This is a genomic window from Streptomyces sp. NPDC031445 (assembly GCF_055581365.1).
In genome coordinates, this window is record NZ_JBVIJO010000010.1 from 208,122 (window position 1) to 222,542 (window position 14,421).

The window sequence follows — 14,421 nt, forward strand, 5'->3', positions numbered from 1 at the left end:
ACTTCCCGCTGGTCGTCCTGAGGCGGTCGGCAGCGGTCTCGCCCGGAGCGACGTCAGCGGTCGCTCGGCTGTCCACCGGGCGGCACGCCCGCACCCGTGCCGGGCGCACTGGCTGGTCGTCCTGAGGCGGTCGGCGGCGCGGTCGATCCGCGGCCGGCGCGTCGCCCGCACCGGCCGCCTGCCGCTGCCTGCGCCAGCCTCCCAGCGCCAGCGCCGGCGCCGGCGCCCGCGTGTGGGCGGAAGCCGGGCGCGGGGACCTCGAAGGAGCGACCGTCATGCGTGGAACTTATGGAGAGCGACGAAAACAGTCATTGGCCTCATCTCCGCTTGGGGGAGAAGAGTGAAGCCCGTGCCCCACCGGCCGCGCCACGGCGCTTCACCCAAGGAGATTCGCGTGACCACGCAGGAACGTTCCGGACAGCGCATCGTCGTCATCGGAGCCGGCTCCGCCATCGGGCGGCACCTCGCGCGCACGGCCTCGGCCGCCGGCGCCGAACTGGTTCTCGCCGGGCCGGACCTCGGCAAGCTGAAGGACACGGGCGGCGAACTGACCGGCCCGTGGCGCACGGTGGAGTTCGACATCACCGACGACGGGTCCGCCGCACGGCTGGCGGACGAGGTCGGCCCCTTCGACCACCTGGTGTCGACAGCGGCGGTGCCCGCCAACGGGCCGCTCGCCGAACTCGACCCTGCCGACGTCCGGCGGGCCTTCGCGGCGAAGGTGACCGGTCCCCTGTTCATCGCCAAGCACCTGGCCGGCCAGGCACGCGAGGGCGGTTCCCTCACCTTCTTCTCCGGGGTGGCCGCCTGGCGCCCGGCCCCCGAGCGCACCGTCATGGCGACCACCAACGGCGCCCTGGCCTTCCTCGTGCAGGCCCTGGCCGTCGAGGTGGCCCCGCTGCGCGTGAACGCCGTCTCCCCCGGCATCATCGACAGCGGTGCCTGGGACAGGCTCGGTGACGCCAAGCCCGGATTCCTCCGGCAGATCGCCGGCGACAACCCCGTACGGCGCGTCGGAACCGCGGACGACGTCGTCAAGGCGGTGCTCTTCGCCATGGACAATCCGTACGTCACCGGAACGGTGCTGCACGTCGACGGCGGCGGACGCCTGGCCTAGCCAGGGTCCTTCGTCCGGATCACGCCGCGTCAGCCGGGCGTGTCGGACGCGAGGGCGGCGGCGAGCTGCGTCCGCCGGTTGATCTGCAACTTCGCGTAGACCTTGTACAGGTGTGCTCCCACGGTGCGGTGGGAGAGATACAGCTGGTCGGCGATCTGCCGGTTTGTGTACCCCTGGGCGGCCAGCCGGGCGACGTGCAGTTCCTGCGCGGTCAGCACGGCCTCGGCGTCGAAGGTCTGACGCGGCTGTGCCGGCTGGACGGTGCTGCCGGCGGCGCCCAGCTCCCGTGCCGTGCGTTCCACGAGCGGCGCCGCGTGGTGGGACTCGAAGACGGGCAGCGCCGCGGAGAGATGGCTGCGCGCCTCCACGATGCGGCGTTCCCGGCGCAGCCACTCGCCGAAGAACAACCGGGTCTTGGCCAGGTCGAGGAACGCGGTGGTCCCCTCACCGTGTCGTATCGCCCGCTCGAAGTGGACGCGGGGATCGCCGCCCAGCGGCAGGAGCGCGCGCGACCGTTCGACGAGCATCGCGAGATGGCCGGAGTCGCCGGACGCGAGGGCGGCCGACGCCATGTCGAGCCAGCCCTCCGCCACCTCCGGCCGGCCGGCTCGCACGGCCGTGTCGGCGAGGTCGCCGCCCGCCCAGACGCCGACGGGCGGGTGCTCGAGACTTGCCAGCAGGTGGACGACCGCCTCCTCGGCGTGGCCCTCGTTCGCCGCCACCTGGGCGGACGCCCACGATGCCACGGCCGCCACCCGGGGGACCGGGGTCGGGCCGGACAGTTCGGCACAGGTGTCCAGCGCGGCGGTCGCGAGCTGGTGTTCGCCGCGCCACGCGCGTGCGCGTGCGATGTTCGCGGTGGCGAGGGCCCCGACCACCGGCAGGTCGAGGTCGTAGCTGAGGCGCAGCGCGAGTTCCGCGTCGGTGAGGCCGGCGGCGATCGCGTTGGCGGTCACGCGGACGGTGCTGCGTCCGGAGAGGGCCACCGCCACGTCGCCGGCCCGCGCCGACTGGTGGAACATGTCGACCCCGGCGCCCCAGACCCGGTCGGCGACGGCGAGGTCATGGGTGTCCTCGACGGCGAACGCCAGGCAGTTCAGCAGGGTCGCGTACCCCTCGCGGGCCTCCCGCTGCATGAACGACAGCGCCTTGTCGACCGAGCCGATCCGGTCCGCCGGGCTGATCAGGGCCAAGCCGATGTCACGGAGCACCTGCTGCGGCTCGGTGGCGGCGTCGGCCCGGCGCAGTTCGTCCGCGACGGCCGCCGCGAGGCCGGCAGAGGTGTCCTGGCGGAGGTAGCCGCGCACCGCGGCCCAGGTGAGGACCTCGATCCGGTCGGCGGGATCGCTGAGTCTCCGCGACAGCGCGACGAGTTCGTCGCCGCCGCGCCCGAGCAGTGCCGAGCTGCTGCCGGCGAGCATCCATTCGGTGCGGGCGAACTGCACCGTCGACGCCTCGTCGTCGACGATCGGTCTGGCCTCGGTGAGCAGGGCCACGGCGTCGGCCGTCGCGCCCGCCTGCCGTGCCGTCTCCGCGGCCATCACCGTGCGCCGCGCCCGGTCCGCCGCGACCGGGGTGAGCGCTGCGGCGCGCCGCCAGGCGGCGGCGGCTTCGGTCCGCGCCCCCCGTCGGCCGGCCGTCATGGCGAGTGCTTCGAGTTCGGCGGCGACGTCCTCGTCCCAGCCGGCGACGGCCGCGGCCCGGTGCTGGACGGCGCGTGCGGGTTCGACGACCACGGCAGCGAGTTCGGTGTGCACGCGCGACCGCGCGCCGAAGTCGGCGTTGTCGTACACGGCCGAACCCACCAGCGGATGGCGGAACTTGTACGTGCCGGCGGTGAGGGTGATCAGCCCGAACCTCTCGGCCGGCGCGAAGTCGCCCTGGTCCAGGCCGAGGTTGCGGGCCGCCGCGAGCACTTCGTAGCTGCTGGAATCCTCCGCGGCGGCGGCGACGAGGAGGGCGTGCCGTGTCGCCGGCGGCAACAGGGCGACCTCGGCGAGGAAGGAGTCCTCTAGGCGCCTGCCCATCGGAACACGGCCCCCCTCGGCGGAAGGCGGCCCTTCGACCCAGGAGGGGTTGGCCGACCACTCGGTCAGGGCGAGCGGGTTGCCCAGCGCGCGCTCGACCAGACGGCGCCGTTGCGGCAGCGTCAGCGCGGGCGCGCGCAGGGCGACCAGCTCCAGCGCGTCCTCCTGCCCGAGCGGCGCCAGCGGCACGTGATGCTTGAAGTGCGACTTGCGGTCGGGGTAGACGCGATCGGTCCGGCTCGTGGCCAGGAGCAGCGCCGGCATGACGCTCATGCGGGCCGCGAGGAAGGTGACGATGTCGGCCGTCGACCGGTCGAGCCAGTGCAGGTCCTCGACCAGCACCACGAGGGGACCCCGGGCCGCGGCCTCCTCCAGCAGTCCGAAGACGGCGAGCCCGGTGAGGAAGCGGTCGGCCGGCTCCCCCTCGCCGCCGAACGCGACCTGGAGGGCCGTGCGCTGGCGCGGCGGGAGGGCGTCGACACGGTCGAGCAGCGGCAGCAGCAGTTCGTGCAGGCCCTCGAACCCGGCCGCGCCGGAGCCGCGGATGCCGTGGCAGGAAAGGACCGTGAAGCCCGACGAGGCCGCGGCTTCGACGACCGCGGACGCGAATCTGCTCTTGCCGATCCCCGCTTCCCCGTGCACGAGCGTCGAGGCGCCGTGCCCCTTCCGGGCCGCCTCGACCAGGACGGTCAGCTGTTCGAACTCCGGTTCCCGCCCTATCACACAGCCACCCGTACCGATGTGTCGCGACATGCGCTACTGCAAGTCGATCAACCGTACTATACGGCTCTTTTCGGCCATGGCGACATGTACACGCTCAGGTGAGGCCGAGGGGCCGCGGGAATCAAATTTAACGAAACGCTGTTCTCTTGACTAGGAGAACGGCGTTCTTTTAACGTGACGGCCGCTCCCGCCTCCCGGCGCCACCCTCGCGAGAAGGAATCCCAGTGATCACTTACGACAGGCTGTACATCGGCGGACGCTGGACCGAGCCCGCCAAGAAGGAGCTGCTGGAGGTCCGCTCCCCGCACGACCGGTCCCTGGTCGGGCTGGCCGCCGAGGCCACGAAGCCCGATGTGGACCTCGCCGTCGACGCCGCCCGCAAGGCCTTCGACGAAGGTCCCTGGCCGCGCCTGTCCCCGGCCGCACGCCAGGACGTCATCGCCCGCTTCAACGACCTGTACGCCAAGCGCACCGAGGAGATCGCGGACCTCACCACCGCCGAGAACGGCAGCGCGCGCTGGTTCACCGGGTGGACCGCCACCGCGCTGCCCCGGCAGACCGACGCCTTCCTGCGCGCCGCGGCGGCCCTCCCGTGGGAGGAGGCCCTGCCGCGCACCGACGGCACGACGGGCCGCGTCCTGGTACGCCGCGAACCGGTCGGTGTCGTCGCGGCCGTCATCCCCTGGAACGCCCCGCACCAGTCCGCGCTCGTCAAGATCGTCCCCGCGCTCCTGGCGGGCTGCACCGTCGTGCTCAAGAGCTCACCCGAGAACGCCCTCGTCACCCTGCTGCTGGGGGAGATCCTCACCGAGGCGGGTGTGCCGGAGGGCGTGGTCAGCATCCTGCCGGCCGACCGCGCCACCAGCGAGTACCTCGTCTCCCACCCCGGCATCGACAAGATCGCGTTCACCGGTTCGACGGGCGCCGGACGCGCCATCGCGGCCATCGCCGGCCGGCAGCTGAAGCGGGTGAGCCTGGAGCTCGGCGGCAAGTCCGCCGCCATCGTGCTTCAGGACGCCGACCTCGACGCCATGGCGGAGGGCCTGAAGTTCCTCTCCTTCGCCAACAACGCCGAAGCCTGCGTCGCGCACACGCGGATCCTGGTGCACCGCAGCCGCTACGACGAGGCCGTGGCCAAGCTGAAGGACCTCGTCGAGTCGCTGACCGTCGGCGACCCCTCCGACCCCGCCACCTTCATCGGACCGATGGTCAGGGCGGACCAGCAGGAGCGCGTGCGCGCGTACATCGAGACGGGGATCCGGGAGGGCGCCCGGCTCGTCACCGGCGGCCCGGAGGTCCCGGCCGGCCTGGAGGACGGCTACTACGTCACCCCGACCCTCTTCGCCGACGTCGACAACTCCATGCGCATCGCACAGGAGGAGATCTTCGGTCCGGTGCTCGTGGTCATCCCGTTCGACGACGACGACCACGCGGTCCGCATCGCCGACGACTCCCCGTACGGCCTCGGCGGCGGCGTGTGGTCGGCCGACGAGGACCGGGCCCTGGAGATCGCCCGGCGCGTCCGCACCGGCACCTTCTCCGTCAACGGCGCGCCGTTCTCCTTCGACGCCCCCTTCGGCGGGTTCAAGAGCAGCGGCATCGGCAGGGAGTTCGGCACGGCCGGCCTGACCCAGTACGTCGAGTACAAGACGATCGCGGCCTGACCCCCGCCCCTCGCCTCCGGCGTTCCTCGGCTTCGACCTGCGGGGCCACACGCCCACCCTGGTGGTGCCCCTCGCGCCGTACAACTGACGTCTGTGCCCGGTTGCCTGACGCTTTGTCACCTCGCCCGTGCGGATCATCGGTGGTGGAGCGGGGCGCCGGGGCGGGGACCGGGGGCGCGCTTTGCTCCACCGCATCCGTCACCTCGCAGCGCGCGAGCAGCGTGAGGCGGTACGGCACTCTGCCGGCGTTCCTCGGCTTCGACCTGCGGGGCCACACGCCCACCCTGGGCGGTGCCCGGTGCTGTGACCGGGAACGTTCGCCGGGTCGGTGGTTGGGGAGGTTGGATGGGCGGTGACGTCGGTTCCGACCGCGGGAGGTGTGGTGGCTGAGCCTGTGCGGGTGCGCAGACTGACCGATCAGGAAGGGCAGAAGCCGCAGCAGATCGTGCGCCGGGGAAGTACCAGCTCGGTGCGCTACCGGCGGGCGATGATGCTGCTGGCCTCAGCCGGCGGGAACCGCGTCCCGGCCCGCCAGCTCACCCCTGACGACGAGGACTTCGTCGTCCAGACGGCCACCACCCGCCCCGACAAGTTCGGTCAGCCTTTCACCCGCTGGTCGATCCGCAAACTCGCCGCCTACCTGCGCCGCGTACGAGTTCGGGCCGCTGGGGATCCGGCCCACCGCGGGCTCTTGCTGGGCGAAACAGAGCGGCCCAACCGGCTCCCGGCGGCCTACCGCCGCACCCACGGCGTCACCTACCCCCACGGCTGCTACTCCGTCGGCGACGACCGTCTGTGGGGCGTCAACCGCCGCCGCAAAGGCACCGCCAGCACCCTGGCGGCGCTGAAGTCGATCCGCGCCGCCCGACCCGACGGAGCCCCCATCTACATCATCCTGGACAACCTCTCAGCCCACACCGGTCAAGGTCGAACTGTGCTTCACCCCGACCTACGCCTCCTGGGCCAACCCGATCGAGGCCCACTTCGGCCCGCTGCGGCAGTTCACCCTGGCCGACTCCCACCACCGCACCCCCCCCCGCACAGACCCGGGGCGTGCACCGCCACCTACGCTGGCGCGACGCCAACGCCCGCCACCCCGACGTCCTCGCCGCACAACGCCGAGAGCGTGTCCGCATCCGCAGCGAGAAAGGCATCCGCTGGGGCGGACGCCCCCCTCACCCCAGCGGCCTGAACACAACCCGGCGAACCTCATGCGGTCACAGCACGAGCAGATGGTTGGTTGCTGTCGAGGCCCAGGATCCTGGGGCTGGGAAAAGGCTTTGACGCGCGGTTCGCTGTTCATCGATGGTGAGCCGGACGTCCGGACCGAGCGGTCACGAACCGCCGCGTCGGCGACGGCTACACCACGGTGAGGGAGTTGCGGATGATTGTTGTGTCGGCCGCTTCGGGGGCTTTCGGCCGACTGGTCATCGACCAGTTGCTGGCCCAGTGCCCCGCTGATCGCATCGTTGCCGCGGTGCGCAATCCCAAAGGGGTCGCGGATCTCGCCGCTCGCGGGGTCCGTGTCCGCCTCGGTGACTACGATGACCCGGCAACGCTGCGCACCGCGTTCAAGGGAGCCGACCGGCTGCTGCTGATCTCCTCTCCGGAGCTGGAACCCTCCCGCCGTGCCGGCCAGCACCAGGCAGCCATCGACGCGGCCCGCACCGCCGGAGTCGGGGCGATCATCTACACCAGTTTCCTGGGTGCCGACACTCAGGCCCACGGTGTCACCGCAGCTCATCACGCCACCGAGCGCACCCTCTCGGCAAGCGGGCTGCCCCACACGCTGTTGCGCCACCCCTACTACAGCGAGGCATTCCTCAACGCGGGCCTGCGCGCCGCCGTCACCTCGGGTGAACTGGTCAGCGGCACCGGCGGGCGTGGCATCAATACCGCTTTCCGCAGCGAACTCGCCGAGGCCGCCGCCCGCGTCCTCACCGAGGACTGCCACCTCGGCCGCGCCTACGACTTCACCGGCAACCTGTGGACCTACAGCCGGCTCGCCCACGCACTCAGCCGTATCTCCGGCAGACCCGTCGTCCACCGAGACCGGCACGGCCGCGCGCCCGGTGCCCAGGGCTGGCTTGAGGACCAGGTCCGTGCCGGCGCACTGGAGCGACAGACCGACGATCTCCAGCACGTCCTCGGTCACCCAGCCGCCACCCTCGACCAGGCCGTCACCGCAATCCTCACCCAACCCGCCCCACCAGCCGCCAGTCCTGCCCCGGAGTGACATTCCGGCCCTACGCGACGATGTCGCATGGGAGCGGGGGTGGGGAATCTGCATGCCCCGACAACCCGGCGAACCTATGCGGTCACAGCACTGGCGTCGTACAACTGACGCCCGCGCCGCCTCGACTGACGCTCCGTCATCTCGCCTGTGCGGATCACCGATGACGGAGCGGAGCGGGGTCGCGCCCTCGGGTCTTCACACCCCCCGGGCGAGCCCCGTGCGGTCGTCGCGGCGGGACCGCAGGGTCAGTGAGAGGGCCGCGCTCGCGGCGAGGAGGGCCACGACCAGGCCGTAGACGGCGACGGTGGCGGTCAGCGGGAAGAAGTCGCTGGCGATGCCGGCGACGAGGACCGGAGCACCGTATGCCGTGTAGGCGACGAGGTAGACCGCCGCGAAGAGGCCGCCCCGGCTCGCGTTGTCCGCGAGCGGGCCCAGTATGCGCAGGGAGGAGCCGAAGGCCGCGCCCTGCCCGGTGCCGCCCAGCAGCGCGCCGGCGACGACGAGCGGCAGCGTCGCCGTCACGACACCGGTGACCGTGAGGACGGCGCCGGCGAACACCAGCAGCGCGCCGGTGCGAGTGGCGCGCCCGGCGGACAGCCGGCCGAAGGCGATGCCGGCCAGCGCCGCCGCCATCGGCTGGACGGCGACGACCGCACCGTTCACCGCCGCGTCGCGGATGCCGAACACCGTGGCGTCGAAGGACGGCGCCAGCCCCAGGAAGAGGCCGGAGAACATCCAGCCCGCGGCGACCAGGGGGGCCAGGGACCAGAACCATCCACGGGCCGCGCGGACGACGCTCAGCCTCGGGCGCAGTGAGGCCAGCACCCCGGGATGCCGGTCCGCGGTCTCGGGCGCGGCCAGCACGGAGGCGATGCCGTAGATGAGGACCACCGCCAGGCCGAGGAACACGATCGCCGTCGGATGGGTGCTGGACTGGACGGCCAGGCCGGCGAAGAGGGCGCCGAGGGCCAGCCCGCCCACCGGTGCGGCGCTGGTCAGCACCGTCATGACCGGCCGGTGCCGCGGGGCGGCGAGTTCGATGATCGCCGCGGTGAACGTACTGGTGGCCGCTCCCGTGGCCATGCCCTGCACGGCCCGCGCGGCGATGATCCAGCCGATGCCGTCGGCGGCCAGGAACAGCGCGCTGGTGACCAGCAACAGGAGCATGGCGCCGACCAGCACCGGCCGGCGGCCGATGTGGTCCGAGACGGAACCCGCCACGAGCAGGGTGGCCAGCAGCGTCACCGCGTACACGGTGAACGCCGTGGTGAGCTGCCAGGCGGGAAAGCCCCACTCGCGCTGGTAGAGCACGAACAGCGGGCTGCCGGCGCCGGCTCCGAAGGCGACGGCGACCGAGGCGATCACCACACCGGCGGTGGCCGGCGGCCGGCCGCGGCCGGAGGGCGGAGCCGGGTCCGCGGAGGACCCCGGGGGCCGAGGTGAGGAAGGGACTGCAGACAGCTTCACGGCGTCTCCTCGGGCCGCTTGTCCGGAGGGGTCGGGCGGGGGCCGACCCGTGAGGTCACCCCGGTGCTCAGACCGCGGCGGCGAGCGCCCGGCGTCCGGCGCCGACCAGGGCCGCCTGCCGGGCGACGCGCGCGCCCAGGTGCTCGGCCGTGGCGATGTCCGCGCCGTGGACGGTGTCCGCCCCGCCGTCCATCGGGGTCTGCGCGCCGGCTCCGCCCCAGTAACCGAGGCGGTTCAGGTCGTGCTCGGAGGCCGTGGTGGAGTTCCAGCCCGGAGCGAGCCCCAGGCTGACCCAGAGCATCTGGTGCTGGGCGGCGAAGGCGGCGAAGTACGCGAGTGTGTTGTTCTTGTCGCCGCTCTTGGAGGCGGAGTTGGTGAATCCCGCCGCCAGCTTGTCCGCCCACCGCCCCTCGGCCCAGCGTCCGCTGGTCGCTTCGGCGAAGGTGTGGAAGCCGGCCGAGGCGCCGCCCATGTAGGTGGGCGATCCGAAGACGATCGCGTCGGCCTGGTCCAGCCCCTGCCACTGTTCGTCGGTGACGGCGGTGACGTCCACGAAGGTCACGTCGGCTCCGGCCTGCTCGGCCCCGCGGCGGACCGCTTCGGCGAGGACGGCGGTGTGTCCGTAGCCGGAGTGGTAGGCGATGGCGACGGCCGGGCGGACGGGGGACGGTGCGGACATGGGAACTCCTGTGAGAGTGAGTGTTCGGGGGAGGGATGGGGGAGGGGCGGGGAGGGCGACAGGAGGCCGCGTGCCTCCCGACCCCGGCGAGGGGCCTCGCGGTCGTGTCACGGCGCCGGCCGAGGGAGCCAGCCGGTGGGCCGGTCCTCATCGCGAAGCCGCACGGCGTGGTCCGGCGGGCGCCGGCTTCGGGTGTCGCGTTCTCAGCCCCGGGCGAACGGGTCGCCCAGGGCCTCGTGATCGGCCCGCGTCAGCTCCAGCGCGGCCGCCGCCACGTTCTCCTCCAGGTGCTCGACCGACGACGTCCCGGGGATCGGCAGGACGACGGGCGAGCGGCGCAGCAGCCAGGCCAGCGCCACCTGCGAGGGCGAGGCACCCAGGCGGGCCGCGACACGGGCGAGCGGACCGCCGGGCCGGGCCAGCTGACCGGTGGCCAGCGGGAACCAGGGCAGAAACGCGATGTCGTTGGCCTCCGCGTACCGCAGGACGTCCTCGGAGTCGCGCTGGGCGATGTTGTACAGGTTCTGCACGGAGGCGACGGGCACGATGCCGCGGGCCCGCTCCAGCTCCCGCACGCCGACCTCGGAGAGCCCGACGTGCGCGACCTTGCCCTCGTCGCGCAGCTCCTTGAGGACACCGATCTGGTCCTCGAAGGGCACCGAGGGGTCGATGCGGTGCAGCTGGAAGAGCGGAATGCGCTCCAGACCGAGTCGGCGGAGGCTGGACTCCGCCTGCCGGCGCAGGTATGCGGGCCGCCCGTTCGGCCGCCACTCCCCGGGGCCGGGACGGGTCAGCCCGGCCTTGGTGGCGATGACCAGGTTCTCCGGGTACGGGTGCAGGGCCTCGCGCAGCAGCTCTTCGGCCGTCCCGGGGCCGTAGGAGTCGGCGGTGTCGAACAGGGTCACGCCCAGTTCCACGGCGCGGCGCAGGACCCGCACACCCCTGTCACGGTCGGGGAAGGGACCCCACACTCCCGGCCCCGTCAGCTGCATGGTGCCGTAGGCGAGTCGGTTGACCACGAACTCTCCGCCGAGGGTGAACGACCCCGATGACTCCGCTGAGATGGTGCTCATGTCTCGCTGCCTTTCTCGTCCGGGCCGCCCGCGGTGGGGCGGCCCCCGGCACCGGGGAGGTGCCGTGTCGTCTGTGCGTGTGCCATCACCGCGCCGGCGGTGGGCTGCGCGGGGGCGACGCCGTCCGCCGGCGGTGGGATCCGCGGGGACGCCTGCACGGCCGGTGTCGCACCGGCGACCGCGACGTCGTGGTCACGTGGTCACGTGGGCGCCGCGGCCCGGAGCCGGCCACGCGCGGCGCCCGCCCGGCGCCGAGGGGCGGTGACGCCGCCGGGGACGCGCCGGCCGGCCGGCGGAAGCCGTCGCCGTCCCGCGCCCGCGTCCCCCCGCGGTGTGTCACTGGGGCCATCACGTCTCCTCGGCGAACCGTGACGGTTGAAGGGACTGGAGGGGGCGCCGACGGGGTCACGGGCTCGTCCGGAGCGGTCCGCCGGTCGCGTGGCCGACCCGGTCGTCGGGCCTCTCGCTGCCGGCCCGACCAGCATGGCCGCCGCTTGTGGACACTTTGTGGGATCCGTTCGGGCGGGGCGGTGCTCAGAAGCCGGTCATCGTGATCTTGCCGATCGCCGTGCCCGACTCCAGGACGCGGTGCGCCTCGCGCAGGTGCTCGGCGCTGATCGTGCCGAGGTCGGTGGTGGCGGTGGTGGTGAGGATGCCCGCGTCGACCAGGCGGGCGATCTGGTCGAGGATGTGCCGCTGCACCGCCTGGTCCGGCGTCCGGTGGAGCGAGCGGGTGAACATGAACTCCCAGTGGAAGGAGATGCTCTTGGACTTGAGCACACCGATCTCGACCGGGCCGAAGTCGTCGATGGCGACGAGCCGTCCGAGCGGCTTGAGCATGTCCGCGTAGGCGGTCAGGTTCCGGTCCGTGCCGGCGGTGCTGAAGACGAAGTCCACTCCGCCCGGTGCCACCTCGGCCACCTGCGGGGGCAGGGGCCTGCGGTGGTCGACGACATGGGACACCCCCATGCGGCGGGCGAACGCGGCGGTCTCCGGGCGCGAGGCGGTGCCGACCACCGTCAGACTGGTCAGCGCGCGCGCCAGCTGGGCCACCATCGCGCCGACACCGCCCGCGGCGGCGGTGACCAGCAGGGTGCCGGTCTTCTCCAGGGCGCCCTCGCGCAGGCCGAGGTGCTCGAAGAGGCCCTCCCACGCGGTGAGCGACGTCAGCGGCAGGGCCGCCGCCTCGGCGAAGGAGAGGGTGGCGGGCTTGTGGCCGGCGATGCGCTCGTCCACGGTGTGGAAGAGGGCGTTGGCGCCGGGCCGGTCGATGGCTCCGGCGTAGAAGACCTCGTCGCCGACCTCGAACGCCTCCACCTCGTCGCCGACGGCGACGACCGTGCCCGCGGCGTCCCACCCGAGGACCTTGGGCTCGCCGCCCGGGTCGTTGTTCTGCCGCACCTTGTAGTCCACCGGGTTGACCGCGACGGCCTCGACCCGGACGAGCAGGTCGCGGGGGCCGGGCCGCGGCACCGGCAGCGTGACGTCGACCAGGCTCTCCACGTCGTCCACGGGCAGGCTCTTGCGGTAGGCGACCGCCGGCATGGTGGTGGGGATCTCACTCATCTCTGACTCCTGATGGGCCGTAGGTGCTGGCTGCGGCGATAACGTAGACCGAGGGAGGTAGTAACTTTCAACGGAACCTACTTCCCTTTGGGAAGTAGCCTGGTTGAGGCCGATTTAGGAGCGGAGGACGCGACCGTTGGCGACGACATGCGCATCCGAACGACACGACCACCACGACGTCTACGCGGCCCAGTGCCCCTGCCGTGAGGTGCTGGACCTGCTGGCCAACAAGTGGTCGGCGCTGGCGATCGGGGCGATGGAGGAGGGACCCCAGCGCTTCGGAGCGCTGCAGCGGCGCCTGGAGGGCGTCAGCCCCAAGGTGCTCACCTCCACGCTCCGCCGCCTGGAGGAGAAGGGGTTCGTGGACCGGACCATCTACCCCGCGGTGCCCCTGCACGTCGAATACGCGCTCACGGACCTGGGACGCAGCGTGGCCCAGCCGCTCGCCCAGCTGCGGAACTGGGTGGAGGACCACGTCGACGAGATCGCCTAGGGCCTGTCGGCGCCGGGCGGTCTACGGTCAAATGGCCTATGACCCCGACGGAACGGGGCGGCACACTCGACGACGTCCGTGGTCTTCACGCACCCCCATGACGAGGAACCGAGATGTACGTCGACGCCCCCAACCAGGTGGTCGATGCCGCAGGCGGTGTGCGGTACGCATACCGCCGCTGTGGCCCCGCCGACTCCCCGCCGCTCGTGCTGCTCCCGCACTTCCGAGGCACCCTGGACAGCTGGGACCCGGCGTTGGTCGACGCCCTGGCCGCCGAACGCGACGTCATCGCCTTCGACAACGCCGGGGTGGGCCTCAGCACCGGTCAGGTGTGCCGCACCGTCCGGGAACTGGCGGCGGACACGCTCGCCTTCCTGGAGGCGCTCGGCCTGCGGCAGGCGGACGTGCTGGGCCATTCGCTCGGCGGCTTCACCGCGCAGGAGCTGGCTCTGCTCCGTCCTCGCGCGGTCCGCCGCCTGGTGCTCGCCGCCACCGCCCCCCGCGGAGGCCCGGGGATACACGGTCACCCGGACGACGTGCTGGCCCACGCCGGCTTCGAGCGGTTCGGCGTACAGGACTACCTCTACGTCTTCTTCGGCCACACCGGCACGAGCCAGCGCAGCGGCCTGGAGTTCGTCGGCCGCTGGCTGGAACGCGAGCGAGGCCGGGACCTGCCGGTCACCGCGGCGGTCCGGGCGGCGCACTACGAGGCCGTCGTGGAGTGGGGCGTACCCGACCCCGCGGCCCTCCAGCGGCTCGCGGCCGTCGACCACCCCGTCTTCGTGGCCGGCGGCGACAGCGACCTGGTGGTGCCCCCGCGGACGTCCCACCTGCTGGCGGGGCTGCTGCCGAACGCGCGGCTGAAGACGTACCCGGACTCGGGCCACGGCTTCCTCTTCCAGCACCACGCGGAGTTCGCGCGGGACGTGCTGGCGTTCCTGCGCTGAGCGGCGCCGCGCCGCGAACGCCGGGCGTGGAGCGCGGGCCGGTCAGTGATCGGTGAGGAGTGTGTAGCGGACGGTCTGGGCCTGGATGAGCCCGTCCCGGAAGACGAAGGTGTCGACGCCGTCCTCCACGCGGCGCCCGGCCGGGCTGGCCGCGGACCATTCGAGGAACAGGACGTCGCCGGCGAACCGCGGCTTCAGTTCCCAGTCGGCGTCCGGGAGATCCGCCAGCAGTCTGCCGAGCGCCTCCTTGACGCCTTCGCGGCCGTACAGGGTGCCGGACGGTGTGATGAAGACGGCGTCCTCGGCGTAGTTGGCGGCGACGCGGTCGAGATCCCCCGTGCCCAGACGCGCACCGTGGTCGGCGAACACCTCCTGCGGACGACGGTGAACCGATGGGGTGGGTCGTGTCATGACGTGCTCCTTCGCACA

The 14,421-nt window shown here is 72.6% G+C and carries 11 protein-coding genes and 1 pseudogene; 6 read left to right on the forward strand and 6 right to left on the reverse strand.

The window, feature by feature from the left end:
• The first annotated feature begins 394 nt into the window (after nt 1-394).
• Entirely contained in the window at nt 395-1,117 is a 723-nt protein-coding gene (locus tag ACZ5DC_RS25760; protein WP_468656434.1) for an SDR family oxidoreductase, read from the forward strand.
• Nucleotides 1,118-1,146: 29 nt separating this feature from the next.
• Here ACZ5DC_RS25760 and ACZ5DC_RS25765 read toward each other — a convergent pair whose 3' ends face one another.
• Nucleotides 1,147-3,867 carry an AAA family ATPase gene (locus ACZ5DC_RS25765; RefSeq protein WP_468656436.1) on the reverse strand — a complete coding sequence of 907 codons (2,721 nt, stop codon included), beginning with the start codon at nt 3,865-3,867 and terminating at the stop codon, nt 1,147-1,149.
• Nucleotides 3,868-4,091: 224 nt separating this feature from the next.
• Here ACZ5DC_RS25765 and ACZ5DC_RS25770 point away from each other — a divergent pair, with 224 nt between their 5' ends.
• The 3 genes and pseudogenes from ACZ5DC_RS25770 to ACZ5DC_RS25780 all read left to right on the forward strand — a co-directional run bounded on the left by ACZ5DC_RS25770 (nt 4,092) and on the right by ACZ5DC_RS25780 (nt 7,767).
• Nucleotides 4,092-5,531, forward strand: coding sequence for an aldehyde dehydrogenase (locus tag ACZ5DC_RS25770; RefSeq protein ID WP_468656438.1), 1,440 nt, complete (start codon nt 4,092-4,094; stop codon nt 5,529-5,531).
• Between the two features lie 382 nt (nt 5,532-5,913).
• Nucleotides 5,914-6,704 (forward strand): annotated as a pseudogene (locus tag ACZ5DC_RS25775) (transposase); the annotation flags it as partial.
• Nucleotides 6,705-6,915: 211 nt separating this feature from the next.
• Entirely contained in the window at nt 6,916-7,767 is an 852-nt protein-coding gene (locus ACZ5DC_RS25780; protein ID WP_468656440.1) for an NAD(P)H-binding protein, read from the forward strand.
• A gap of 195 nt (nt 7,768-7,962) precedes the next feature.
• Here the strand turns inward: ACZ5DC_RS25780 and ACZ5DC_RS25785 are convergent, their stop codons facing one another.
• The 4 genes from ACZ5DC_RS25785 to ACZ5DC_RS25800 all read right to left on the reverse strand — a co-directional run bounded on the left by ACZ5DC_RS25785 (nt 7,963) and on the right by ACZ5DC_RS25800 (nt 12,552).
• Nucleotides 7,963-9,132, reverse strand: coding sequence for an MFS transporter (locus ACZ5DC_RS25785; RefSeq protein WP_468656442.1), 1,170 nt, complete (start codon nt 9,130-9,132; stop codon nt 7,963-7,965).
• Nucleotides 9,133-9,301: 169 nt separating this feature from the next.
• Nucleotides 9,302-9,913, reverse strand: coding sequence for a flavodoxin family protein (locus ACZ5DC_RS25790; RefSeq protein WP_468656444.1), 612 nt, complete (start codon nt 9,911-9,913; stop codon nt 9,302-9,304).
• A 203-nt stretch (nt 9,914-10,116) separates the two neighbouring features.
• Entirely contained in the window at nt 10,117-10,986 is an 870-nt protein-coding gene (locus tag ACZ5DC_RS25795) for an aldo/keto reductase (protein ID WP_468656446.1), read from the reverse strand.
• A gap of 534 nt (nt 10,987-11,520) precedes the next feature.
• The gene (locus tag ACZ5DC_RS25800) at nt 11,521-12,552 is read right to left on the reverse strand and encodes a zinc-binding alcohol dehydrogenase family protein (protein WP_468656448.1); all 1,032 of its coding nucleotides are present in this window, start codon (nt 12,550-12,552) and stop codon (nt 11,521-11,523) included.
• Between the two features lie 136 nt (nt 12,553-12,688).
• On the opposite strand from ACZ5DC_RS25800, the gene ACZ5DC_RS25805 reads away from it, so the two are divergent.
• Together ACZ5DC_RS25805 and ACZ5DC_RS25810 are read left to right on the forward strand one after the other, a co-directional pair.
• Nucleotides 12,689-13,045, forward strand: a complete 357-nt coding sequence (locus ACZ5DC_RS25805) for a winged helix-turn-helix transcriptional regulator (protein WP_468656450.1) — start codon at nt 12,689-12,691, stop codon at nt 13,043-13,045.
• Between the two features lie 113 nt (nt 13,046-13,158).
• Entirely contained in the window at nt 13,159-13,992 is an 834-nt protein-coding gene (locus ACZ5DC_RS25810) for an alpha/beta fold hydrolase (protein WP_468656452.1), read from the forward strand.
• Nucleotides 13,993-14,034: 42 nt separating this feature from the next.
• On the opposite strand, the gene ACZ5DC_RS25815 is transcribed toward ACZ5DC_RS25810, so the two are convergent.
• Complete coding sequence (locus tag ACZ5DC_RS25815) at nt 14,035-14,403, reverse strand: nuclear transport factor 2 family protein (protein WP_468656454.1); 369 nt, start codon at nt 14,401-14,403, stop codon at nt 14,035-14,037.
• Between the last annotated feature and the right edge of the window lie 18 nt (nt 14,404-14,421).

Excerpts from the sequence above, each read along its gene's own strand:
- ACZ5DC_RS25780 (WP_468656440.1), top strand. The coding sequence starts at position 6,916 with ATGATTGTTGTGTCGGCCGCTTCGGGGGCTTTCGGCCGACTGGTCATC.
- ACZ5DC_RS25790 (WP_468656444.1), bottom strand. The coding sequence starts at position 9,913 with ATGTCCGCACCGTCCCCCGTCCGCCCGGCCGTCGCCATCGCCTACCAC.
- ACZ5DC_RS25795 (WP_468656446.1), bottom strand. The coding sequence starts at position 10,986 with ATGAGCACCATCTCAGCGGAGTCATCGGGGTCGTTCACCCTCGGCGGA.
- ACZ5DC_RS25800 (WP_468656448.1), bottom strand. The coding sequence starts at position 12,552 with ATGAGTGAGATCCCCACCACCATGCCGGCGGTCGCCTACCGCAAGAGC.
- ACZ5DC_RS25810 (WP_468656452.1), top strand. The coding sequence starts at position 13,159 with ATGTACGTCGACGCCCCCAACCAGGTGGTCGATGCCGCAGGCGGTGTG.
- ACZ5DC_RS25815 (WP_468656454.1), bottom strand. The coding sequence starts at position 14,403 with ATGACACGACCCACCCCATCGGTTCACCGTCGTCCGCAGGAGGTGTTC.